This window comes from Pantoea sp. EABMAA-21 (assembly GCF_030053335.1).
GTDB classification, from domain to species: Bacteria; Pseudomonadota; Gammaproteobacteria; order Enterobacterales; family Enterobacteriaceae; genus Pantoea; species Pantoea communis.
The window spans coordinates 336071-359541 of sequence record NZ_JASGBX010000001.1 but is presented as its reverse complement, the minus strand read 5'-3'; the positions used below and the strand labels follow the sequence as shown (position 1 = coordinate 359541).

The window sequence follows — 23471 nt, the reverse complement described above, 5'->3', positions numbered from 1 at the left end:
TATATTTTTGTTTTCACTAAAGAATGGCACGAAAAAGCCCCGAAAATCGGGGCTTAAAAATGTCAGCAAGGACACTTGCCGAGCTTGCCTGCCTGGCTGGGAAAACGGGCCTCAAGGCAGTAGCGATGAAAGGCTCGCTCATCCATCGGCGTTTGCCCGGGATGGTGCTCACGCATATGCTTCAGATAAGTTTGATAGTCGTGAACGCCAACCATTAAGCGAAAACTTTGCTTCAATCCCTGCCATATTTGTTGCCAGCGATTAAGAGTTTGCCCGGTGGCCTGGGGTGTGATCGGTAAGCAATGCTGAATGTGCCAGACACCAATCGGTTTTTTCCAGCGATGAATGGACTCAGACATTCCGCACCTCCTCACGCAGGGAGACTTCGGACTCATGGGTGGTAGGTACCTGACTGCCCAGGGCACGGCGAATAACAAAGAACGCTGCAATCAACATGGTGACGGCCACCAGCATAAAGAAGCCACACAGGGCCGCGTTAATTTGATTGCTAAACACGATGGTTTGCATGTCCGCCACGGTTTTCGCCGGGGCGATAATCACCCCCTCATCAATTCCTTTACGGAACTTGTTGGCTTGTGCAAGGAAGCCAATGGAGGGCTTCTCGTGGAAAATCTTCTGCCAACCTGCGGTCATGGAGGTCACAAACAGCCAGGCGGTCGGTAAAATCGTCACCCACGCGTAACGCTGTTTCTTCATTTTGAACAGCACCACGGTGCCGAGAATCAACGCCATTGAGGCCAGCATCTGGTTGCCAATGCCAAACAGCGGCCAAAGGGTATTGATGCCGCCCAGCGGATCGACGACACCCTGGTAGACAAAGAAGCCCCATCCGGCTACGGCCACCGTGGTGCCCGCCATATTGCCCAGCCAGGAACGGTTGTTGGCCATGGAGGGCACCACGGTGCCAACCAAATCCTGCACCATAAAGCGACAGGCGCGGGTACCGGCATCGACCGCCGTCAGGATAAACAGCGCTTCAAACAGGATGGCGAAGTGATACCAGAACGCCATCATCACCCGGCTGTTAAATACCTCGGTGATGATGTGCGCCATCCCCACGGCGAAGGTTGGTGCGCCACCTGCCCGCGAGAGGACAGTACTTTCACCCACATCGCGCGCGATACCGCTCAGCATCTCCGGCGTCACGACAAAGCCCCAGCCGTTAATCACTTGCGAAGCGCTCTCAACGGTGGTACCGATCAGTGCTGCGGGTGAGTTCATCGCAAAATAGACGCCCGGATCGAGCACCGAGGCACATATCAGCGCCATGATCGCCACGAAGGATTCCATCAGCATCGCACCATAGCCGATGAATCGGATATGACTTTCACGCTCCACCAGTTTTGGCGTGGTGCCACTGGAGACCAGCGCATGGAAACCGGAGATGGCGCCACAGGCGATAGTGATAAACAGGAACGGGAACAGCGCACCCGAGAACACCGGACCGCTACCGTCGATAAATTTGGTCACTGCCGGCATCTTTAGTTCCGGCATCGCAAACACAATGCCAATTGCCAGACCAATGATGACGCCGATCTTCAGGAAAGTTGACAGGTAATCACGCGGAGCCAGCAGCAGCCACACCGGCAGCGAAGAGGCGACGAAGCCATAGATCACCAGCACCCAGGTCAGTTCGGTGCCTTTCAGTGTGAAGAGCGGTCCCCAATAAGGATCGGCAGCCACATCGCCACCGTAAATGATCGCCGCCATCATCAGCACAAAGCCGATAATCGACACTTCAGCGATCTTGCCGGGGCGCAGATAGCGCATATACACGCCCATAAACAGCGCGATTGGAATGGTTGCGGCGATGGTAAACAGTCCCCACGGACTGTTGGCTAACGCTTTCACCACCACCAGCGCCAGCGCTGACAGGATGATGATCATCACGCCAAGCGCACCGAGCATGGTGACCACGCCCGCAAACGAACCCAGCTCCTGACGTGCCATTTCGCCGAGCGAGCGACCATCGCGGCGCGTGGAGATGAACAGGATCAGGAAATCTTGCACCGCACCGGCCATCATCACGCCGACCAGAATCCAGATGGTGCCAGGCAGAAAGCCCATTTGCGCCGCAAGGATTGGGCCAACCAGCGGACCTGCACCGGCAATCGCCGCAAAGTGGTGGCCAAACAGCACCCATTTGTTAGTGGGCACATAATCGAGACCATCATTCAGCCGTTCTGCAGGCGTGCGGCGACGATCATCCAGTTCGAAAATACGTTCAGCGATAAACAGGCTGTAGAAGCGATAAGCAATGCTGTAGCAGGCAACGGACGCAATAACCAGCCAGACGGCGTTGACGTGTTCGCCACGGCTGAGCGCCAGCATGGCAAACGCACCCGCACCAATTAACGCCACCGCTAACCAGATCAATCCGGTTTTGACGTTGTTCATGAGTTAACTCCTTGTAGAGACCGGGAAAATAGGCGATCGGATACAACAAGTTAAAAGTAATGTAATGAATTGTTAACGACAGGGATTCGAATCAGAAGTGTGAAGCGGAAGGCAAATTTAACAACAGATAAAACTTAGGGGGAAAAATGCGGGATAACGGCTGTTATCCCGCAGATATTCATGCTCAGGCAGCCGGGCGCGCCACCACGCTACGGGTTTCCATACGCACTTCGGCGATGGTCACGTCGATAATGTCGGTCACGCGATAAGCGACTTCGCCTTTGATCTGCACGGTGCCGCTCTCTTGTGAGCACACCAGTTCATCACGCACCGCGTGGATGAACGGGGCAGGGATAAAGGCAACGGCGCCGTTCTCCAGCAGACGTACGCGCATACCGCCACGAGACACGTCGATGATCTCGGCGCTGAATTTGCGATCGGTCCCGGCAGAGGGCGCGAGGAAGCGCGCATACAGCCAGTCACCCACATCACGTTCGGCCATGCGGTTCAGGCGACGACGCTCACTCATAATGGCGGTGAACTCGTCTTTTGGACGGGCAATGCTGTCGCCGCGCACAATGGCTTTCAGCAGGCGATGGTTGATCATATCGCCGAATTTACGAATCGGCGATGTCCAGGTCGCATAGGCTTCGAGGCCCAGACCAAAGTGCGGACCCGGTTCGGTGCCGACTTCAGCGAAGCTCTGGAAGCGACGAATGCGGCTGTCGAGGTACTGCGTTGGCTGGGCATCCAGTTCACGACGCAGCTGGCGGAAACCTTCCAGCGTGGTGATCGCCTGAGGATCCACGGTAATACCGTGACTGGCCAGCACGCCAGCAGCTTGCTCTGCGTTTGCCAGATCGAAGCCGGTGTGCAGGTTATAGATACCGAAGCCCAGCTTCTCCTGCAGCACTTTGGCCGCGCAGACGTTAGCCAGAATCATCGATTCTTCAACGATGCGGTTGGCGATGCGACGTGGCTCAGAAATGATATCCAGCACTTCGCCTTTTTCACCCAGCACAAAGCGGTAATCAGGGCGATCTTTGAACACCAGCGCGTGAGTTTGACGCCACTCGCTGCGCGCCTGACACACACGATGCAACAAGCGAATCTGCCCGGCGATCGCCTCATTCTCTGGCTGCCAGCTACCGGCGTTTTCCAGCCAGTCTGACACTTCGTCATAGACCAGTTTGGCTTTGGATTCGATCCAGGCCGCAAAGAAATGCACTTCACCCGTTACGCTGCCGTCTGCCGTGAGCGTCACGCGACAGGCCAGCGCTGGACGACGCACATTTGGGCGCAGCGAACAGATGTCATCAGACAGTTCGCGCGGCAGCATAGGGATGTTGAAGCCAGGTAAATAGTTGGTGAACGCGCGCTTTGAAGCCAGCTTATCCAGCTCGCTGCCTTCCGCTACGTAAGCGGTCGGATCGGCAATCGCGATGGTCAGCTGCAGATTGCCGTCAGCCTGCTCTTCAACATACAGCGCATCATCCATATCTTCGGTGCTGGCGCTATCGATGGTGACGAAGTTCAGCGCGGTAAGGTCTTCGCGCTGCAGGTGCTCATCCAGCATTTCGCCGAAGCCAACGTTCGGGGCTTCGCGCTCCAGATTATGGCGCGACAGGGTGACCCACCACGGCGCAAGATGATCGTCCGCAGTGACAATGAATTCGGTCAGTTCAGCATAGAATCCGCGATCGCCTTTCAGCGGATGGCGGCGCATTTCCGCCACGGCCCAGTCGCCATTCTGAAAATCATGGGTGACGTCGCGGGCAGTGCGGCACTGGATCGCCTCTTTCAGCAGCGGATGGTCAGGCACAATCGACAAACGATCGTCCTTCTTCTGCACGCGGCCCACAAAGCGGGTCAGGAACGGCTCAATCAGGGTTTCCGGCTCGGCGCTCTCGCGATCTTTATCAGTGTGGATCACCGCAGAAATACGGTCACCGTGCATCACTTTTTTCATCTGCGGAGGGGGAATGAAGTAGCTTTTTTGGGCATCGACTTCGAGGAAGCCAAAGCCTTTTTCCGTGCCTTTCACAACACCTTCGGCGCGCGGAGTTTGCGCGTGAAGCTTCTCTTTAAGCTGCGCGAGCAGCGGGTTATCCTGGAACATAATGTATTTAGTTTCGTGGCCTAAGAGCGGTGGACAGTTTTACGCGAATCAGGGGCGCGCGGCAAGGCCAAAACAGGCTAAAAAGCCGCATTACGCGGCTTTTTACCTTCTGATAACGCTGACGACTCAGGCAATACGTTGGGTCGGTTCAGCGGCGGTTAACGCCAGTTTTACCGGCACCGATTTCGAGGTCGGCGTCCCGCTGCCGTCACCATAGCTGGAGAGCGGCACCAGCGGGTTGGTTTCCGGATAATAGGCCGCGAGATTACCGCGCGGAATGTTATACGGCACCAGCTTAAAGCCACTCACACGACGCGTCAGGCCATCATTCCACAGTGTTTCGATATCCACCAATTGGCCTTCACTGAAGCCGAGTGACGCCATGTCATCCGGGTGGATAAACACCACTTCACGCTGACCATACACGCCGCGGTAGCGGTCATCGAGGCCGTAAATGGTGGTGTTGTACTGGTCATGCGAACGCAGAGTTTGCAACGTGAACGGCACCTCCACTTCGCTGCCCAGCTGTGGGAACAGCGAGGTTGGCAAGGCTGCCGCGCTGAACTCCGCCCGTTTGCTTGGTGTATTAAAACGCAACTCCGCTGCTGCGCTACCCAGGTAGAATCCACCCGGAATATCACACTTGTTATTGAAGTCAGCAAAGCCAGGAATGGTGGCGCCAATGTGATCGCGGATCACGTTGTAATCATCGGCCATGCCCAGCCAGTCAATCTTGTCACTGCCCAGCGTGGCGTGTGCAATACCGGCCACAATCGCGGTTTCGGAGCGCTGGGTGTCTGCCAGAGGAATACCCACACCTTCTGAGGCGTGCACCATGCTGAAAGAGTCTTCAACGGTGATGAACTGGTTACCGCTGGCCTGACGATCGCGCTCAGTACGGCCGAGCGTCGGCAGAATCAAACCTTCGTGGCCCGGCACCAGATGGCTGCGATTGAGTTTTGTGCTGATGTGCACGGTCAGACCGCAATGCTGAAGCGCTTCCTCCGTCACCGGGGAATCGGGTGCGGCAGCCGCAAGGTTGCCGCCCAGAGCGATTAACACTTTTACTTCATCACGCAGCATCGCGCCCAGCGCTTCAACGGTGTTATGACCGTGTTCACGCGGCGGTTCGAAGCCGAAATGCGCGCCTAAGGCATCAAGGAACGGCTTATTGGGTTTCTCATCGATCCCCATGGTGCGGTTCCCCTGCACGTTACTGTGGCCGCGCACCGGACACAGGCCAGCGCCTTTTTTACCCAGCTGTCCAAACAGCAGTTGCAGGTTGGTTATCTCACGCACCGTATCAACGGAGTGTTTATGCTGAGTCACGCCCATCGCCCAGGTAATGATGACACGCTCAGCACTTTGGTAGATCGCGGCCGCTTCCCGAATCTGCGCTTCGCTCAGGCCGGATTGACGCACGATATCGTCCCAGCGCGTGTTATCCACGGCAGCCAGATAGCTCTCAATGCCATGGGTGTTGGCGTCGATAAATTCTTGATCGAAGATGCCCGGTTCACCCGCAGCTAAACGCTCGCGTTGCACTTCCAGCAGAGTTTTCACCATGCCGCGAATCGCTGCCATGTCACCGCCAAGATTGGGCTGATAATAGGCAGAACTAATGGTTCCCGCCATGGAGGTGACGACTTCCAGTGGTTTCTGCGGGTCGGCAAAACGTTCTAACCCACGCTCGCGCAGTGTGTTGAACGTCACAATTTTCGCACCGTGATCGGCTGCGTGGCGCAGGCTGTGCAGCATACGTGGATGGTTAGTGCCCGGATTTTGACCGATAACGAAAATTGCATTGGCGTGGTCAAAATCATCGAGACGAATGGTGCCTTTCCCGACGCCGATGCTGCGCTTCAAGCCGGTGCCGCTGGCTTCGTGGCACATGTTGGAACAGTCAGGGAAGTTATTGGTGCCCATCACACGGCCAAACAGTTGATAGAGCCATGAGGCTTCGTTACTGGCGCGCCCGGAAGTGTAAAGTTCCATCTGGTCGGGATGGTCCATCGCCTTGAGGTGACGGGCAATCATCGCCAACGCATCATCCCAGCTGATCGGTTCATAGTGATCGGTGGCGCTGTTATAGCGCATCGGATGCGTCAGGCGTCCCTGATACTCAAGGAAATAGTCGCTCTGTTGATACAGGGTGCTCACGCTGTGCTGAGCGAAAAACTCGGGCTCCACCACGCGGCGAGTCGCTTCCCAGGTCACGGCTTTCGCGCCGTTCTCACAGAAGCTGAAGGTGCTCTTGTTGTCATCACCCCATGCACAACCCGGGCAGTCAAAGCCACGCGCTTTGTTCATGCGCATCAAATTGCGCATGTTTTTCAGCGCAGCTTTACTATCAAGGACGAAACGGGTGGTTGCTTCCAAAGAACCCCAGCCGCCAGCAGCGGCACGATAAGGCTGAATTTTACGTTTAAATTTCATAGTCGTTGCAGGCTTATTGTTTATGAATTGTTATCAGAATATGACTTCTGTTGTGAGGAAGTGTGCGACTGACAGCAAAAGTTGTCTAATTGATTGGTTTAATGGTGCGATAGGCGGCGTTTATCGCGTTCAAGCCCGCAGAAGCGTGATGCAGTTCAAACTTTATCCGCTGGCAGGACCGGGCTGCGACGTGAGAATCCAATAACTGGCTAATAATTGCTCTTTCTATCGATGAAAGGGCGCGCACCATGAAGAATCTTGCCAGCCAAATTCATGCCTTCGGTAAAGCATTAATGATGCCGATCTCCGTTATTGCCGCTGCCGGTATCTTTCTCGGTCTGGCTGCCGCGATGCAGAATCCCGCCGTCACCGGTGATGCCTTTGCCAATCTACAGGTGCCACAGCTGATTATTGGCTTTATCCGCAAAGTGGCGGCGGCTTTATTTGCCAATCTGCCCGTGTTCTTCGCCGTTGCCAGCGCCATCGGTCTGGCGAAAGCGGAGAAGCCTACTGCGGCTTTTGCGGCAGTCATTGGCTATGTCGTGATGAATGTGGGCATCAGTGCTACGCTGGCCGCCAAAGGGCTGACGGCGGCTACTACGACCCCAGAAGCCTTACAGCAAGCAGGCCTGGATCAAACCACGGCGATGATGACCTCGGCAGAGTACATCGAGATGCTGGGCATCTTTACTTACAACATGAGTGTGCTTGGCGGCGTGATTGCCGGGCTGGTCACCGTGGCACTGCATAATCGCTTTTACACGCAACCATTGCCGACGGCGATTAGCTTTTTCGGCGGGCGGCGCTTTGTTCCCATCGTCACCGTTATCGTCTTGCCGCTGATTGGCGTGCTGCTGGCCTTGATCTGGCCCACGATCGGCGAAGGCATTGCCTGGGTCGGCAAGATGATTGGGAAAAGCGGCCAGTACGGCGCTTTTCTGCTGGGAACCGGCGAACGTCTGCTTATCCCGACTGGCTTGCACCATATACTCAATGAAACAGTGCGTTTCACCCCTATCGGTGGCATGGCGACGGTGGACGGGCAAACCATTGTTGGTGCACTGAATATCTTCAACACTTCGCTCACCCATCCAGGCGCTATACCTGATGAGACGGTGCGCAGTGCCACCCAATTCCTGGCTCAGGGTAAAATCCCGGTGATGATGTTCGGCTTGCCTGCTGCTGCACTGGCGATCTACCACACCGCGCGCCCGGAGCATAAACAGCGGGTTAAAGCGCTGGTGATGGCAGGTGCGTTGACCTCCTTCACCACCGGCATCACTGAACCGCTGGAGTTCTGTTTTATCTTCGTATCACCGGTGCTCTACATCCTGCATGCGTTATTGACCGGCCTGTCATTTATGCTGATGTCGATGCTGCATTTAATGATCGGCAACGTGCAGGGCGGCGCGATCGATCTGGTGGTGTTCGGTATACTCGGTGGCAGTAAAACCCAATGGTGGTGGACGGTAGCGCTGGGGGTGATTTATGCGCCGATCTACTATTACGGCTTCCGTTTTGTCATTACGCGCATGCGAGTGGAAACGCCTGGACGAGAATCGGATGAGGAGCCGCAAACCGTGCAGGTGACAGCCGATGAACGTATTAAGGTGATCATCAGCGGGTTGGGCGGCGAGGCCAATATAGAGGACGTCGATTGCTGTTTCACCCGCCTGCGGGTGCGCGTGAAAGAGATGAATGAAGTGGTCGATCAAACGTTGCTGACCACTGGCGCCAACGGTGTTAACCGGGTCAGCGATCACGATGTGCAGGTCATTTACGGTCCGCAGGTGGAGAAAATTGCTAACGACGTGAAAAGTGCCTTAGGCGTGGCATAACATATTTAGTTATCACGCTAATAATAAAATTAGCAATCAATGTTAAATCCCTACGGCTGAGATGGGAGATGATGACTTCGCCCCTTCAAGAGCTAAGCCATTAAGAGTGCCGGAGATAAGCGCCGGGTGGGGCATTAACTTTCAACCGAAGGCTGCCAAACGGCGGCCTTTGTGCTTTTTGCATGGTGAAACGGATAAAGCTGCGCGGGTTTGCTAACATAGCGCGATCGTGACTTCAGGGCGGATATTAACATCGACATCAAGCAATTGATTTATTTATGCAATCTTGAGCGCGAGCGCCATTTTGGCCGCGCGGCAGAGGCCAGTTTTGTCAGTCAGCCGACCTTATCGATGCGGTTAAAAAACCTTGAGCGCGAACTGGGTTTATCGCTGATCAATCGCAGCAACAACTTTGACGGCTTTACGCCGGAAGGGGAACGGGTGCTGACCTGGGCGCGTGAAATCGTGTCGGTTTACTCGGGACTGAAGCTGGAAGTCGAGTCGCTGAAGCATGGCGTCAACGGCACGCTGCGCCTGGGCGTGATGCCACAGTGCAGTGTCGCCTTGCCGGCGTTATTAAAAGCGGTTGAAACGCGCTATCCGCAGCTGGATTATCGTGTCTCCGCCATGAGTGCGGACCAACTGCTGGAGGCACTTAATAGCCATACGGTGGACGGCGGCATTGGTTTCTTCGAGCTCACCGCTCTGCGAGAATTACACTTTCAGACCGCGCTGTTGAAAGATCCCGGCGTGGAGGCGATTTTTAATCCTGAGCACTTCCCGGATTTACTTCAACACGACACGGTTTCACTTGCGCAACTGGCGCAGCTTCCGCTGTGCCTTGCGGAACCCACGCGCTATTTCCGTCGTTACGTGGATAGCCAACTGCGCGAAACCGGTTTGCTACCGCGAGTGATTGTGGAAAGTGCCTCGATTATGCAGCTATTACAGAGCGCGCAGGTGGGATTAGGCGTGATGGTGTCGCCGCGCGGACATTTACTGCCGGAAATGCTGCAAAATGTGGCGCGGAGGCCGATTGCGATGGCACCCATGGGACGCCAGGCCGCGTTGGTGGTTGCTGAGCCGGGCAGGGCATCGCCGCTGGCTCAACATTTCTTTGACGAAGCGCGGCGCCATCTGCCGGATTAACGCGTTTCACCCAGCGCCATCCATAACCGATCCTGCCAGCTGGCAAACGCCACTGCTTGCAACAGAGCGAAAATGCGCTCGGTTCCCCATCCCGCATTCAGCAATGGCTGCAAGTGTGCTGCGCTAAAACGCTCTGGCATGCGAACCAGCTGAGCGGTAACGCCAATCACCGGCTGCACTTCTCCCGCTTTATCAACATCTGCAAGCAACGCTTCGCGCTGGCAAGCGGCATGACGCGTGAACGGGCGCTGACAACCCAGGATGCGCGCGCAGGTTGCCAGCGCCAACGCGGATTGCTCATCATGATGTTCACCGATGCGCTGTTGCAAAGTCGCCCAGCCATACAGCGCCTGCGCGTCATGCACCAGCAACCAAATCGCGTCCTCTAATCCTTCGATGCCCTGACAGAAGGTTATCGCCGCCAATTGATCGGCACTGGCATAGCGTAACTCAACCGGTTTGAGCGCGTGCTGCCATGCGGTGTCGCGGTCAAAAAGCGCCGGATCGGCATCCGCTGGTGGTGATACGCCAGGTATCCAGCGTACCGGTAAGCCCATCATGGCTTGCAGTGCCGCGACCACTCGCGCCTGATAGCTGACAAATCCCACCAGTTGATTGAGAGTGACGATATCTGGCTCAGTGAGCCCGACGGCATCCAGGGCGCTGATACCAGTGACATTGATCAGAGCCGGTTGCATCGCCAACTGACGCGCGTACTGGGTGATTTGTGTCAGGCGGTTGTTACTCTCGCGAGAGGAATCCGGGCCCGGCAGGGGGTTGAGGCGCGCCGAGTAGTGATTACACAGTCTCTGCACACCGGCAACCTGCGCCACCGTCAACGCGGTACTGAGACGATCGTAGAGCGTTAAGGTATGCGTGAGTGAGTTGCTCAGCGTATCCGGCAGCAAAATCTGGCTCAGATCGCGCGCGGCCAGTAACGCCGGCTGGAAACGAGTAAACAGGGGCTGAAGAGCAGTGGCTTCCTGTTGCAGACCTAATAAAAAGCGATCTTCGAGAAAGGCGGCTTCGGGCACTAATGGCGTGGTGGCGTGGGTGTGCGGGCGAGTCTGGCTTTCATAAAACCAGTGGTCATGGCCGGGAGAACGGCGTTGTTCCATGGTCATTCCTTGCGCAAAAAACGGTCTGGGTACGCGACGGGCAAATCTGAAAAGCGCATCGCCACCAAAAGGCTAGCTTATCGTCGCTGAAGCACTGGCTGTGGCAAAAGAATGAAGGGGAATAATTAAGATCGAATGAATCTATACGCCTGAAAATTCAAGCGGTAGCTAGCAGGAAGAGGTGAGTTTGCGGGAGACGTCAGTCGAAAGTGAACAGGGCGAAAATCGGTGAAGACAGCTGAGACTTCGCTAAGAAAAAAGGCGAGCACCCGGCTCGCCTTCAGAACTTATTTCAGTTCCAGCTCGTTCATCGCGGCAATGCTGAAGCCGCCATCAACGTGTACCACTTCACCGGTGATACCACCCGCCAGATCAGAGCACAGGAAGGCCGCAGAGTTACCCACGTCTTCGATGGTGACAGTGCGGCGAATTGGCGTAACGGCTTCACAGTGAGCCAGCATCTTACGGAAATCTTTGATGCCTGAAGCTGCCAGAGTACGGATTGGACCCGCAGATACGGCGTTAACACGCGTACCTTCTGGACCCATCGCGTTCGCCATGTAACGTACGTTGGCTTCCAGAGACGCTTTAGCCAGACCCATTACGTTGTAGTTAGGAATTGCGCGCTCAGCACCCAGATAAGACAGGGTCAGCAGGGCTGAATTCGGGTTCAGCATTGCACGGCACTCTTTCGCCATCGCCACGAAGCTGTAAGCAGAGATGTCGTGAGCGATTTTGAAGCCTTCACGGGTCACGGCGTTCACGTAGTCACCATCCAGCTGATCGCCAGGTGCGAAACCAATTGAGTGAACAAAACCGTCAAATTTTGGCCAGGTTTTTGCCAGTTCGGTGAACAGCGCAGTGATACTCTCGTCTTCTGCCACATCGCACGGCAGAACAATGTCAGAACCCAAATCTTTAGCGAACTCTTCCACACGACTTTTCAACTTGTCGTTCTGGTAGGTGAAAGCCAGTTCTGCGCCCTGTTTGTGCATCGCCTGTGCAATACCGTAGGCAATAGAGAGTTTACTGGCAACGCCAGTAATCAGAATGCGCTTACCGGAAAGAAAACCCATAGCTGTAATCCTTATGGTCATTGTTGTTGGCGGTCGCAATGATTAAATAGTAGGCGACCGACGTTAATCGACGTGCGGATTCTAGCACGTCTCTCTCAAATGCGGTAAATCGCACCGCGTTTTCGCGATGTGATGAACAATCAACGCACTTTGCGCCAGGCTTCAGCGGTTAAGGCTTCGCCAAAATGGCTGGTGATCAGCCGCTTAGTGAGGTCATGCAGTGGCGAGGCCAGCACATCAGCCGTGCCGCCGCGTTCCACCACTTCACCCTGATGCATCACCAGCACCTGATCGCTGATGTGCTTCATCATGCCGATATGTTGCGTCACATAAATATAGGCGATGCCGTGCTTCTCCTGCAGTTCCAGCATCAGATTGACCAGCTGCGAACGCATGGTCATATCCAGTGAGGCGAGGGCCTCATCGGCAACAATCACTTTCGGCTGCAGGATCAGTGCGCGAGCCAGTGCCAGACGCTGCTTCTGGCCGGGAGCCAGCATATGCGGATAGTAACCGGCGTGATCGCGCAGCAAACCCACCTGGCGCAGTGTGGCAATAATGCGCTTCTCTCGCGCTTCATCATCCAGTTCGGTATTCAGGCGCAGCGGGAAATCGAGGATCTGACTGACGCGCTGGCGCGGATTAAGCGAGGTCGAAGGATCCTGAAAAATCATGCGAATACGCTGGCTGCGATAACCGTAATCGCCATACTCCAGCGGATGATCGTCAATCAGCATCTCACCTGCCGTCGGGGCCACCATGCCGCTCAACATTTTCGCCAGCGTCGATTTGCCTGAGCCGTTTTCACCTATCACCGCCAGCGTCTGTTTCTCACGCAGGGTGAAGCTCACGCCTTTCACCGCCTCGACATGCTGTCGACGAAACAGTCCCGTGCGGTAACGGTAGGTTTTACTGAGATTGCGGACTTCCAGTAGCGTTTCCATGCTTACTGCCCCTCCACATTTAACGGGAAGTGACAGGCAAACAGATGCGATTTAGTGCCGGTGAGGCGCGGCGTCTCAATGCATTTACGCTGCGCATACGGGCAACGCGGGCCAAGTCGACAGCCAATCGGTAAATGTTCCAGTGAGGGAATCGCGCCGGAAAGCGTATTCAGGCGACTTTTATGCGGCAGCGCACTGCCAAAGTCGGGCATCGCGCGGATCAGCGCCTGGGTATAAGGATGATGCGGCGTGTCCATTAAATCTTCACTCTGCGCAGTTTCGACGGTCTGACCGCAGTACATCACGTTAATGCGATCGGCCCACTGGCTCATGGTGCGCAGGTCATGGCTGATCAGCAAAATCGTGGTGTTATTATTTTGATTCAGGCGGCTCAGCAAGCGGAATATTTGTGCCTGCGTAGTGGGTTCCATGGCATTGGTCGGCTCATCGGCGATTAGCAGACGTGGCTGATTGGCCAGTGCGATGGCGATCATCACCTTCTGACATTCACCTTCCGTCAATTCATACGGGAAACTGCGCATGATGTCTTTATGATCTTTAATGCCCACGCGGTGCAACAGTTCGATGGCGCGCGCTTTGCGCCAGAACCACAAACGCTGATACCAGCGGCCTTTAAAGGTCCAGCGCGGGATAGCCTGCATCAACTGGCGGCCAATACTTTCTGAAGGATCCAGACAGGATTGGGGTTCCTGGAAAATCATCGACACGTTATGGCCGACAATGCGGCGTCGTTCGCGCGGCGACAAACGCAGCAAATCGATATCATCGAACACCATACGATCGGCGGTGACGCGCCAGTTGTCTTTGGTTACGCCGCAAATCGCTTTCGCAATCAGACTTTTGCCGGAGCCGGATTCCCCCACCAGCCCACGCACTTCACCTTCACTGAGCGTCAGATTAATGCGATCAACGGCCTTCACCGGACCTTCTGAGGTCATGAACTCGATAGTGAGATTACGAATATCCAGTAACGGCATTATTCAGCTCCCGCTTCTACAGCGCGACGGATGCCATCGCCCAGCAGGTTAACGATCAACACACTGACCATCAGCGCGACGCCGGGCAGCATCACGGTCCAGGGCGCGACATAAATCAGCTCCAGCGCATCGCCAAGCATCGCTCCCCATTCCGGTGAGGGCAGTTGTGCCCCTAAATCGAGGAAACCGAGTGCGGCAATGTCGAGAATGGCCATGGAGAGTGAACGCGTAAATTCCCCGACCAGCAGCGGCAGGACATTGGGTAGCAACGCGTTCCACAGAATATTCAGATTGCGCGCGCCATCCAGACGCAGCGCCACCACGTACTCTTTTTCCATCTCGTTATGTACCGCAGTATAGATCTCCCGCACCAGGCGCGGAATGATTGCCAGCAATACCGCCAGCATGGCGTGTTCAAGGCGTGGGCCTAAAAAGGCCACCACAATGATTGCCAGCAGCAGCGAAGGGATGGAGAGCAAGGTATCCAGCACGTGGTTCATTACCGCAGAGCGCAAACCGTGGGTAATGCCAGCCAGCACCCCCAGGATCAGGGCGCAGATCGCGGCTAAAACCGTCACCATGATGGCCGAACCAACCGTTGGCGCTACGCCGCTCAGCAGGCGACTCAATACATCGCGGCCCAAATCATCGGTGCCGAGGAAGAAGGAGACATCCCCGTAGCGCGACCAGGAAGGGGGCAACAGTTGATAGCCGAGGAACTGCTGATCAATGCCATAGGGCGACAATAAGCCGCCAAACAGGCACAGGAATAACAGGGCACCAAAGCCGTACAATCCGATCATGCCACTGGTATCACGATAAAAACGCTGCCAAAACAGACGAAACGGGCTGGGCAGCCGCTTCTCTGCATAGATATCATCGTAAGGCATACCATTCCTTGTGTTTCAACGGATTAAGCGCCGCACCCAGAATATCTGACAGCACGCTGACCAGAATCACCAAACCGCCGACCACCATCACACCGGCAGAGATGGCCGCATAATCCTGCTGACGAATGGCGTTGATCAACCAGCGGCCAATGCCCGGCCAGTTGAACACCACTTCCGTAATCATCGCCAGCGTCAGCATGGTAGAAAACTGCAAACCCAGACGCGGGATGACGGGCGGCAGCGCGTTGTGCAGCACATGGCGGCGAATCACGGTGAAGCGAGATAATCCGCGCGTGGCTGCCGCTTTCACATAGTTTTTATCCATGACATCGCTGGTGCTGCTGCGCAGCAAACGAATAACCTCGGTGGTTGGCGCGACCGCCAGGACCACCACTGGCAGAATCATATGGGTCAGGGCACTCATCAACATCTCATGGCGCCACGGTGAAGGACTCAGCCAGGCATCAATCAGTGCAAATCCGGTCACGTTTTGTACCGGGTAGAGCAGATCAAAGCGCCCGGAAACTGGCAACCAGCCCAGTGTCAGGGAGAAGAACAGGGTGAACAGCAGTGCCAGCCAGAACACCGGCATCGAGAAACCGAGCAGTGCCAGTGCGCTGATGGCTTTATCCTGCCATTTTTTGCGCATCACACCCGCGCAAATTCCCAGCGGAATACCCACCAGCAGCGCCAGCATGAAGGCCAGAATGCAAAGCTCCAGCGTGGCGGGGAACACCTCGCGCAGTTGCAGGTCGATCAGCTGGCCGTTGGTGCTGGAAACACCGAAGTCAAATTGCAGCAGGCCTTTAAACCAGAACCACCAGGCATCGAACAGTGAGGCACCTTCCAGCGGCGCATTCGGCGTAAAGTAGCTAAGACTGAAACTCACCAGCGACAATAAAAACAGGGTGATCAGCAGCAACAGCAGGCGACGCAATATATAGATGATCATGCTTATTCCTCGCTGCTCTCATCACGGTAAACCCCGGCAAACGAGGCATTCCCGAACGGACTTAGCACCAGACCTTTAATATCATGGCGATATGCCTGTAAACGCAACGATGACGCCAGCGGCAATACCGGTAATTCCTGCGCCAGAATTTGCTGTGCCTGATCGTAGCTGTCGATGCGCGCCGAAAGTTGTTGCGACAACAGCGCCCGTTGCAATGATTCATCAAAGGCCGGTGAACACCAGTGCGCAAAGTTGGTCTGCGAGCGGATGGCTGCACAGCTCAACAGCGGCCGAAAGAAGCTATCCGGGTCGTTACTGTCTGTTGCCCAGCCGGTCAGCGTCAGATCATGATTCATCGCCATCAACTGCGCTTCCTGGAAACGGCCTTCCACCGGCGCGATGGTGACGCGCACGCCAACCTGAGCCAAATCGGCTTGCAGCAGTTCAGCGGTTTTCAGTGGGCTGGGGTTCCAGGATTGAGAGGTGGTAGGCACCACCAGTCGCAAGTGCAGATCTTCCAGCCCAAGTGCTTTCAGCGCTTCACGAGCTTTCGCCGGATTGTATTCAGTGACCCGCGCATCATTATCATACGCCCAGGAAGCACGCGGTAAAATGGAGGCGGCGGTTTCGGCAGTGCCGTAATAGATCGATTCCATCAGGCGTTCGTTATTGATCGCCAGTGCCAGCGCGTGACGCACTTCCGTGCGATCCAGTGGCGGTTTACGCGTATTGAACGCTAAATAGGCGATGTTCATGCCAGGACGCAGCGTCATGCGCAGACGTGGATCATCGCGCAGGATGGAGAGCTGGCTGGCCGCCGGATACGCCAGCACATCGCATTCACCTGTGAGCAACTTCGACAGACGTCCTGTTCCGCCTACGCCAAGATCGATCACCACTTGCTGCAGACGCGGCACACCTTTCCAGTACTGCGGATTACGCGCAAGGCGCAGATATTGTCCGGTGCGGTACTCGCTCAACTGGAACGGTCCGGTACCCACCGGTTCGCGATCCAGACGCTCCTGCTGTCCTTTTGCCGTCAGCTTGTCGGCGTATTCCTGTGACAGGATTGGCGCGTAATGCGTAGCGATGTGCCAGAGGAAAGAGGCGTCCGGACTGTTGAGACGGATTTCTACCGTGTCGTTGTCCAGTTTTTTAACACTTTGTACCGAGTCAGAGAACTGCAAACTATCGAAATAGGGATAGCTGCCACCGTTGACGTTATGCCACGGATGCTGGCGGTTAAACATGCGCGCAAAGCTGAACACCACGTCATCGGCATTCATTTTTCGCGTGGGTTTAAACCAGTTAGTGTGCTGGAAAGAGACATCTTTGCGCAGATGAAAACGATAAGTGGCACCGTTGTCACGCACTTCCCAGCTCTGTGCCAGGTCAGGAATCAGGCGATAAGTGTAAGGGTCCACATCCAGCAGGCGGTCATAGAGCTGTGCCGCCAGCGTATCCACAACCAGGCCGCTGCTGACCATTTGTGGATTAAAGGTATTGACCGTGCCATTGACGCAATAAACAAAACCGCTATTACGGATGTTATTGGTTGGTGCGGCCAGCGCAGACGCACTCAATACGCTGAGACCGAGCAGCAGCGAGGAGAATAATTTTGGCATAGAACTCAACGATTCTGAGGCAATAGCGTGAGTGTATCGCAAACGTCACGCACTCCCCAAATTCATGATGGTTCTGCGCTGTTTTTCGCCAATCTGGCGAAGGGGTAATCACAATGTTAGTGTGGAAATGAGAAAAATTCTCAATTAGGGCTTTACAGATGATAATAAGAATGATTATTATTCTTCTGCGCTTCGACGGTGGCTCTACCGAAGAAGAGCACGACATTGCTCACATTGCTTCCAGTATTAAGTTGCCCGCCTAGTGCGGGCTTTTTTTTGTGTGTCGTTTTTCCCGTCATCTTTTGCACTGCTGCTGCGTTGGCTGCGCGCACTAACCCCAGTCACATACTGATGTATGCTCCCGGGGATTAGTGCACTTGTCGCCTTGCATCAGCACAAAAGCTTTAGGGAAAACCGACCCACACCTGAGCTGTCGTTGGAAAATCTTTCGACCAGTTAAACGATGATGTGGGGACTTCTCCGCTAGCAGCAAAGCCACGATGTACGCCCTAATAATCACCAGGGTGCACATTTTCATCTTATGTGGCTAAGGCTAATCCATATCACGTGCCGGATACCGTGCTTGTTCATAATTTATCGTAATTGTTGGTACGTCATCCGCAGTAATTCGGCGCCGCAGCGTTTGCAGCACGCGCTTTGGTGTTCAATCTTCGTCCCGCGCCTGAATGCCGTGCTTTTTCATCATGGCGCGTAACTGATGGTAGGTGACCCGCAGTAGCTCGGCGGCGCGGCGTTGGTTGTATTTTGCCTGTTGCAAGCTGGCTTCGACCAGGTCGCGCTCATGCTGATTTTGCCACTGGCGCAGATCAAGTGGCAGGGCGGGTAAGCCGCTGGTGTTGGGTTCAGAGTGGGTTTCAGGCGCGGCGTTGCGCGGGGCGAAAGGGTTGATGATGATGTTATCCAGCTCTTCTTCTGCGCTGTGATGGCGATACACCGAGCGTTCCACCACATTCTTCAATTCGCGCACGTTGCCCGGCCAGCTGTGGGTGAGCAGCGTGAGCTGAGCACGTTCGCTGAAACCGGGGAATAATGGCAGGCCGAGTTCGCGGCACATCTGGATAGCAAAGTGTTCGGCCATCACCAGGATATCGCTGCGGCGTTCGCGCAACGGCGGCAGTTGCACCACATCAAAAGCGAGGCGATCGAGCAGGTCGGCGCGGAATTTTCCTGCCGCAGCCAGTGCGGGTAGATCTTCATTGGTGGCACACACCAGACGCACATTGACCTGCAAGGACTGATTGCCGCCAACACGCTCTAACTGGCCGTATTCGATGACACGTAGCAGCTTTTCCTGCACCAGCATCGGCGCGGTCGCCAGCTCATCGAGGAACAAGGTGCCGGCGTCAGCACGCTCAAAGCGGCCAAGATGACGTTTTTGCGCGCCGGTAAACGCCCCGGCTTCGTGGCCGAACAGTTCGGAATCGAGCAGGTTTTCATTCAGTGCCGCGCAGTTCAGCGACACAAAAGGCCCTTGCCAGCGATCGGAGAGATAGTGCAGGCGGCTGGCAATCAACTCTTTACCGGTTCCGCGTTCGCCAATGACCAGCACCGGTTTTTCCAGCGGCGCGAGACGGGAAACCTGCTCCAGCACCTCCAGAAAGTTATTCGATTCGCCCAACAGGTTATCGTTACCATTTGCCATGATGAATTTCGCCACTGGTTAATCAATTTCACTACATTAATAGATGCTTACGTGAAAGTAAAATATGCAAAACAAGCAAAATCAACAAATTAAAAGTTGGCACGGCATTTGTATTAAGAAACCGTGCACCGCGCAACCACATGACAAATAGAGGAACATCATTATGGGTATTTTTTCTCGTTTCGCCGACATCGTGAACGCTAACATCAATTCCCTGCTGGAACGCGCCGAAGATCCGCAGAAACTGGTACGCCTGATGATTCAGGAAATGGAAGACACGCTGGTGGAAGTTCGCTCCACCTCAGCGCGCGCGCTGGCAGAAAAGAAACAGCTGCTGCGCCGTATCGAGCAGGCCGAAATTCAGCAGGCTGAATGGCAGGAAAAAGCTGAGCTGGCCATCAGCAAAGAAAAAGAAGACTTAGCGCGTGCTGCGCTGATTGAAAAACAGAAACTAACCGATCTGATTGCAGCACTCAAACAAGAAGCCATTCAGGTTGAAGAAACACTGGATCGCATGAAAGGCGAGATCGGTGAGCTGGAGAAAAAACTCAGCGAAACTCGTGCACGCCAGCAGGCCTTGACGCTGCGTCATCAGGCGGCATCTTCTTCCCGCGATGTGCGCCGTCAGCTGGACAGCGGTAAGCTGGATGAAGCCATGGCGCGCTTCGAGTCCTTCGAACGTCGTATCGACCACATGGAAGCGGAAGCGGAGAGTCAGCGTTTTGGTAAGCCAAAAGGTCTCGACCAGGAGTTTGCCGAGCTGAAAGCTGACGACGAAATCAGCCAGCAACTGGCCGCGCTGAAAGCCAAAATGAACCGCAGCGAGTAAGGGACGTAGGGCTCGACGCTGAGCCCCTCGACCAGAGTGTTAATGATTAAGGAGAGTCAATGAGCGCACTTTTTCTCGCCATACCCCTGACGATCTTCGTGCTCTTTGTGGCGCCGATCTGGTTATGGCTGCACTACAGCAACAAACGCAACGGTGGCGCGGAACTGTCATCAGGCGATATGCAGCGTCTGCAACAGCTGACGCAAGACGCGCGCCGCATGCGTGAACGTGTGGAAGCACTCGAAGCCATTCTGGATGCGGAGCATCCAAACTGGAGGCAACCATGATGAATGGCCGCAAATTGTGGCGCATCCCGCAGCAAGGCAAAGTGCGCGGCGTCTGTGCCGGTCTGGCGGAATATCTGGATATTCCGGTGCGCCTGTTACGTGTGATTGTGGTGCTGTCGCTGTTTTTCGGGTTGTTCATGTTTACCGTGGTGGCGTACTTCATCCTGGGCTTTGTGCTGGATGAAAAGCCCGCAGATGCACCAGACCAGCATACGCCAACTGCACGTGATTTACTGGATGAGCTGGAAACATCGTTGAACAGTGATGAGCGTAACGTGCGAGATATCGAACGCTACGTCACCTCCGAGACCTTCAGCGTGCGCAGCCGCTTCCGTCAAATCTGATTTTTTCCGCCGGGCCCACTGCGGGTCCGCTTCACCGCATATTCTTAAGGAGTGGAGATGTACAATTCGCGTATGACTGCTCTGCGCCGCCGCGCAACACCTGCGTTGAAGTCGGCGGGGAAATTCATCATCATCAGTGCAGTAACCTATGGGCCCGGCGGATTAGCTGGCTGGGCAGTGAAATCGGTGGCGCGTCGCCCGTTGCGCCTGCTTCTGGCGGCCGCCCTGGAACCGTTGCTGAGTAAGGTATTCAAACGCCTGTCAGCACGTTTCGTCAGGGAGATGGATGAAAAGACTGCAAAATGAACTGGCGGCGTTGATGAATCGCGGTGTTGACCGCCACTTACGCCTTGCCGTAACGGGTCTGAGCCGCAGCGGCAAAACCGCCTTTATCACCTCGCTGGTGAACCAACTTCTCAATGTACACAGCGGCGCCCGTTTGCCGCTGTTTTCCGTTGTGCGTGAAGAGCGCCTGCTGGGCGTCAAACGTGTGCCGCAGCGTGAGCTGGGCACGCCACGTTTTACCTATGACGAAGGGCTGGCGCAACTCTATGGCACGCCTCCCATCTGGCCAACGCCGACACGCGGCGTCAGTGAAATGCGTCTGGCGCTGCGCTATCGGCCAGAGCAATCACTGCTGCGCCACTTCAAAGATACCGCCACGCTCTATCTGGAAATTGTCGATTACCCTGGTGAATGGCTGCTCGATCTGCCGATGCTGGCGCAGGATTACCTCAGCTGGTCACGACAGATGATGGGCTTGCTGCAGGGCGATCGCCAGCAATGGGCGGCGCGCTGGCATAGCCTATCTCAGGATCTCGATCCTTTTGCTGCAGCGGACGAAAATCGTCTGGCGGATATTGCCGCGGCCTGGACGGATTATCTGCATCAGTGCAAAACCGAGGGATTGCACTTTATCCAGCCTGGCCGCTTCGTGCTGCCGGGTGATATGGCAGGTGCCCCGGCACTGCAGTTCTTCCCCTGGCCACAGCTGGATGAGATTCACGCCAGCAAGCTGTTGCAGGCTCCCGCAGGCAGTAACTTTGCCGTGCTGCAGCAACGTTTCAACTATTACTGCCAGCATGTGGTGAAGGGTTTCTACAAAAATTATTTTCTGCGATTTGACCGCCAGATCGTGCTGGTGGATTGTCTGCAACCGTTAAACAGCGGGCCGCAGGCGTTCAATGATATGCGGCTGGCACTGACGCAGTTGATGCAAAGCTTCCATTACGGGCAGCGCACGTTGTTCCGTCGTCTGTTTTCCCCGGTGATTGACAAACTCTTGTTTGCCGCCACCAAAGCCGACCATATCACGGCCGATCAGCACGCCAATATGGTGTCGCTGTTACAACAGCTGGTTCAGGATGCCTGGCAAAACGCGGCGTTTGAAGGGATCAGCATGGATTGTCTTGGACTGGCGTCGGTGCAGGCCACCGAAAGTGGGCTGGTGGATCATCGTGGCGAAAAGCTGCCCGCGCTGCGCGGTCATCGTCTTCATGACGGCGAAGCGCTGACCTTCTATCCCGGCGAAGTGCCGCCACGTTTGCCCGGGTATCAGTTCTGGCAGCAGCAGGGATTTCAGTTTGAACAGTTCCGGCCGCAGCAGTTGGATGTCGATCGGCCGCTGCCGCACATTCGCATGGATGCCGCGCTGGAATTTTTACTTGGAGATAAATTGCGATGAGCGACGAAACCCCATTAAAACCGCGCATTGATTTTGCACGACCGCTCGAAGATGAGGCGCAGAAACCGCTACGTGCGGCGCAAACTTTTAGTAAGGAAAGCGAGAGCGCGTTTCTTGCCACTCAAGAGTCAGAGCCGCTGGCAGAGGGCGAAGGTGAAAAAGTGGTTGAGGCCGCGCTACGCCCCAAACGCAGTCTCTGGCGCAAGCTGGTGGGTCTGGGTCTGGGGATTTTTGGCATCAGCGTGGTCGCGCAGGGCGCTCAGTGGATGCACGATGCCTGGATCACGCGTGATTGGTTCTCACTCGGCACCGGTGTGGCTGGAGGCCTGATTGTGATTGCCGGAGCCGGGGCATTAATTGGCGAATGGCGTCGTCTTTATCGACTGCGCCAGCGAGCCGAAGAGCGGGATATCGGGCGGGAATTACTGCACAGCCACGGTATCGGTAAAGGCCGCGCTTTTTGCGAAAAGCTAGCCCAGCAGGCGCAGCTCGATCAGGCGCATCCGGCTTTGCAGCGCTGGCACGCGGCGCTGCATGAAACTCATAACGATCGCGAAATAGTGATGCTTTACGCGCAACTGGTGCAACCGGTGCTGGATCGTCAGGCGCATCGTGAGATCAGCCGCCACGCTGCGGAATCGACACTGATGATTGCGGTGAGCCCACTGGCGCTGGTGGACATGGCGTTTATTGCCTGGCGCAACCTGCGGCTGGTCAACCGTATTGCGGCTATTTATGGCATTGAGTTGGGCTATTTCAGCCGCATCCGCCTGTTTCGCCTGGTATTGCTGAATATGGCCTTCGCCGGTGCCTCAGAACTGGTGCGTGAAGTGGGGATGGATTGGATGTCGCAGGATATCGCGGCCCGCCTTTCGGCACGCGCTGCACAGGGTATCGGTGCCGGTTTGCTGACCGCGAGATTAGGCATCAAAGCCATGGAATTATGCCGTCCACTGCCCTGGCTGGAAGATGATAAGCCGCGTCTTGGGGATTTCCGTCGGGAATTACTGGTTCAGCTGAAAGAATCCCTGTCTAAGAGTGGGGATAAAGCAGGGCAGGCTGCTAAATAACATCTCTTTGTTCACCTTTCACGCTGCTAAC

General features: G+C 55.4%; 20 protein-coding genes. 8 read left to right on the top strand and 12 right to left on the bottom strand.

Translation table 11 applies throughout. The annotated features are described in order from the left end of the window. Positions 1-62 precede the first annotated feature (62 nt). The 4 genes from QMZ65_RS01635 to QMZ65_RS01620 form a co-directional block, all read right to left on the bottom strand. Positions 63-359 (bottom strand): YbdD/YjiX family protein, encoded by a 297-nt coding sequence (locus tag QMZ65_RS01635; protein WP_160833601.1) that lies wholly within the window; start codon positions 357-359, stop codon positions 63-65. Then, entirely contained in the window at positions 352-2418 is a 2067-nt protein-coding gene (locus tag QMZ65_RS01630; RefSeq protein ID WP_211728451.1) for a carbon starvation CstA family protein, read from the bottom strand. Before QMZ65_RS01630 ends, QMZ65_RS01635 begins: the two co-directional genes overlap by 8 nt. Before the next feature lie 184 nt (positions 2419-2602). Further along, positions 2603-4537, bottom strand: a complete 1935-nt coding sequence (locus QMZ65_RS01625; RefSeq protein WP_283215265.1) for an exoribonuclease II — start codon at positions 4535-4537, stop codon at positions 2603-2605. A 126-nt stretch (positions 4538-4663) separates the two neighbouring features. Beyond that, positions 4664-6973: an FdhF/YdeP family oxidoreductase gene (locus QMZ65_RS01620; RefSeq protein ID WP_097117013.1), complete on the bottom strand. Its 2310-nt coding sequence runs from the start codon at positions 6971-6973 to the stop codon at positions 4664-4666. Positions 6974-7221: 248 nt separating this feature from the next. Between QMZ65_RS01620 and QMZ65_RS01615 the strand changes: the two genes are divergently transcribed. Then, complete coding sequence (locus QMZ65_RS01615) at positions 7222-8811, top strand: PTS transporter subunit EIIC (RefSeq protein ID WP_283215264.1); 1590 nt, start codon at positions 7222-7224, stop codon at positions 8809-8811. Positions 8812-9063: 252 nt separating this feature from the next. Continuing rightward, the gene (locus QMZ65_RS01610; RefSeq protein WP_097117015.1) at positions 9064-9960 is read left to right on the top strand and encodes a LysR family transcriptional regulator; all 897 of its coding nucleotides are present in this window, start codon (positions 9064-9066) and stop codon (positions 9958-9960) included. On the opposite strand, the gene QMZ65_RS01605 is transcribed toward QMZ65_RS01610, so the two are convergent. From QMZ65_RS01605 to pspF, 8 genes are all read right to left on the bottom strand, one after another. Beyond that, on the bottom strand, positions 9957-11078 hold the full coding sequence (locus tag QMZ65_RS01605) for a CMD domain-containing protein (protein ID WP_160833596.1): 1122 nt from the start codon (positions 11076-11078) through the stop codon (positions 9957-9959). The genes QMZ65_RS01610 and QMZ65_RS01605 overlap by 4 nt on opposite strands. Before the next feature lie 287 nt (positions 11079-11365). After that, on the bottom strand, positions 11366-12154 hold the full coding sequence (fabI, locus tag QMZ65_RS01600) for an enoyl-ACP reductase FabI (protein WP_007892455.1): 789 nt from the start codon (positions 12152-12154) through the stop codon (positions 11366-11368). A 140-nt stretch (positions 12155-12294) separates the two neighbouring features. Then, entirely contained in the window at positions 12295-13098 is an 804-nt protein-coding gene (gene sapF, locus QMZ65_RS01595) for a putrescine export ABC transporter ATP-binding protein SapF (protein ID WP_160867428.1), read from the bottom strand. 2 nt (positions 13099-13100) lie between these two features. Continuing rightward, the gene (gene sapD / locus QMZ65_RS01590; protein ID WP_045814412.1) at positions 13101-14096 is read right to left on the bottom strand and encodes a putrescine export ABC transporter ATP-binding protein SapD; all 996 of its coding nucleotides are present in this window, start codon (positions 14094-14096) and stop codon (positions 13101-13103) included. Beyond that, the gene (gene sapC, locus QMZ65_RS01585) at positions 14096-14986 is read right to left on the bottom strand and encodes a putrescine export ABC transporter permease SapC (protein WP_283215263.1); all 891 of its coding nucleotides are present in this window, start codon (positions 14984-14986) and stop codon (positions 14096-14098) included. Before sapC ends, sapD begins: the two co-directional genes overlap by 1 nt. After that, entirely contained in the window at positions 14973-15938 is a 966-nt protein-coding gene (sapB, locus tag QMZ65_RS01580; protein WP_034821411.1) for a putrescine export ABC transporter permease SapB, read from the bottom strand. Before sapB ends, sapC begins: the two co-directional genes overlap by 14 nt. Before the next feature lie 2 nt (positions 15939-15940). Then, on the bottom strand, positions 15941-17563 hold the full coding sequence (gene sapA / locus QMZ65_RS01575; RefSeq protein ID WP_283215262.1) for an ABC transporter substrate-binding protein SapA: 1623 nt from the start codon (positions 17561-17563) through the stop codon (positions 15941-15943). Between the two features lie 664 nt (positions 17564-18227). Further along, entirely contained in the window at positions 18228-19226 is a 999-nt protein-coding gene (gene pspF, locus QMZ65_RS01570) for a phage shock protein operon transcriptional activator (protein ID WP_283215261.1), read from the bottom strand. Positions 19227-19389: 163 nt separating this feature from the next. On the opposite strand from pspF, the gene pspA reads away from it, so the two are divergent. The 6 genes from pspA to QMZ65_RS01540 are packed head-to-tail and all read left to right on the top strand — an operon-like array spanning position 19390 to position 23440. Then, entirely contained in the window at positions 19390-20055 is a 666-nt protein-coding gene (gene pspA, locus QMZ65_RS01565; protein ID WP_034821385.1) for a phage shock protein PspA, read from the top strand. A 59-nt stretch (positions 20056-20114) separates the two neighbouring features. Next, entirely contained in the window at positions 20115-20342 is a 228-nt protein-coding gene (pspB, locus tag QMZ65_RS01560; RefSeq protein WP_034821383.1) for an envelope stress response membrane protein PspB, read from the top strand. Further along, positions 20339-20686: an envelope stress response membrane protein PspC gene (gene pspC, locus QMZ65_RS01555; RefSeq protein ID WP_097117019.1), complete on the top strand. Its 348-nt coding sequence runs from the start codon at positions 20339-20341 to the stop codon at positions 20684-20686. Before pspB ends, pspC begins: the two co-directional genes overlap by 4 nt. Before the next feature lie 57 nt (positions 20687-20743). After that, positions 20744-20992, top strand: a complete 249-nt coding sequence (pspD, locus tag QMZ65_RS01550; protein WP_097117020.1) for a phage shock protein PspD — start codon at positions 20744-20746, stop codon at positions 20990-20992. After that, positions 20973-22370, top strand: a complete 1398-nt coding sequence (locus QMZ65_RS01545) for a YcjX family GTP-binding protein (protein ID WP_283215260.1) — start codon at positions 20973-20975, stop codon at positions 22368-22370. The genes pspD and QMZ65_RS01545 overlap by 20 nt, the downstream gene beginning before the upstream one ends. Continuing rightward, the gene (locus QMZ65_RS01540; RefSeq protein ID WP_283215259.1) at positions 22367-23440 is read left to right on the top strand and encodes a YcjF family protein; all 1074 of its coding nucleotides are present in this window, start codon (positions 22367-22369) and stop codon (positions 23438-23440) included. The genes QMZ65_RS01545 and QMZ65_RS01540 overlap by 4 nt, the downstream gene beginning before the upstream one ends. The last annotated feature ends 31 nt before the right edge of the window (positions 23441-23471 follow it).

Bases quoted from the DNA above. Each gene is read 5' to 3' on its own strand.
- pspC (WP_097117019.1), top strand. From the start codon at position 20,339: ATGATGAATGGCCGCAAATTGTGGCGCATCCCGCAGCAAGGCAAAGTG.
- sapB (WP_034821411.1), bottom strand. From the start codon at position 15,938: ATGATCATCTATATATTGCGTCGCCTGCTGTTGCTGCTGATCACCCTG.
- QMZ65_RS01620 (WP_097117013.1), bottom strand. From the start codon at position 6,973: ATGAAATTTAAACGTAAAATTCAGCCTTATCGTGCCGCTGCTGGCGGC.
- sapF (WP_160867428.1), bottom strand. From the start codon at position 13,098: ATGGAAACGCTACTGGAAGTCCGCAATCTCAGTAAAACCTACCGTTAC.
- pspD (WP_097117020.1), top strand. From the start codon at position 20,744: ATGTACAATTCGCGTATGACTGCTCTGCGCCGCCGCGCAACACCTGCG.
- QMZ65_RS01545 (WP_283215260.1), top strand. From the start codon at position 20,973: ATGAAAAGACTGCAAAATGAACTGGCGGCGTTGATGAATCGCGGTGTT.
- QMZ65_RS01540 (WP_283215259.1), top strand. From the start codon at position 22,367: ATGAGCGACGAAACCCCATTAAAACCGCGCATTGATTTTGCACGACCG.
- pspA (WP_034821385.1), top strand. From the start codon at position 19,390: ATGGGTATTTTTTCTCGTTTCGCCGACATCGTGAACGCTAACATCAAT.
- sapA (WP_283215262.1), bottom strand. From the start codon at position 17,563: ATGCCAAAATTATTCTCCTCGCTGCTGCTCGGTCTCAGCGTATTGAGT.
- sapC (WP_283215263.1), bottom strand. From the start codon at position 14,986: ATGCCTTACGATGATATCTATGCAGAGAAGCGGCTGCCCAGCCCGTTT.
- pspF (WP_283215261.1), bottom strand. From the start codon at position 19,226: ATGGCAAATGGTAACGATAACCTGTTGGGCGAATCGAATAACTTTCTG.
- QMZ65_RS01615 (WP_283215264.1), top strand. From the start codon at position 7,222: ATGAAGAATCTTGCCAGCCAAATTCATGCCTTCGGTAAAGCATTAATG.
- QMZ65_RS01605 (WP_160833596.1), bottom strand. From the start codon at position 11,078: ATGGAACAACGCCGTTCTCCCGGCCATGACCACTGGTTTTATGAAAGC.
- QMZ65_RS01635 (WP_160833601.1), bottom strand. From the start codon at position 359: ATGTCTGAGTCCATTCATCGCTGGAAAAAACCGATTGGTGTCTGGCAC.
- sapD (WP_045814412.1), bottom strand. From the start codon at position 14,096: ATGCCGTTACTGGATATTCGTAATCTCACTATCGAGTTCATGACCTCA.
- pspB (WP_034821383.1), top strand. From the start codon at position 20,115: ATGAGCGCACTTTTTCTCGCCATACCCCTGACGATCTTCGTGCTCTTT.
- fabI (WP_007892455.1), bottom strand. From the start codon at position 12,154: ATGGGTTTTCTTTCCGGTAAGCGCATTCTGATTACTGGCGTTGCCAGT.
- QMZ65_RS01630 (WP_211728451.1), bottom strand. From the start codon at position 2,418: ATGAACAACGTCAAAACCGGATTGATCTGGTTAGCGGTGGCGTTAATT.
- QMZ65_RS01625 (WP_283215265.1), bottom strand. From the start codon at position 4,537: ATGTTCCAGGATAACCCGCTGCTCGCGCAGCTTAAAGAGAAGCTTCAC.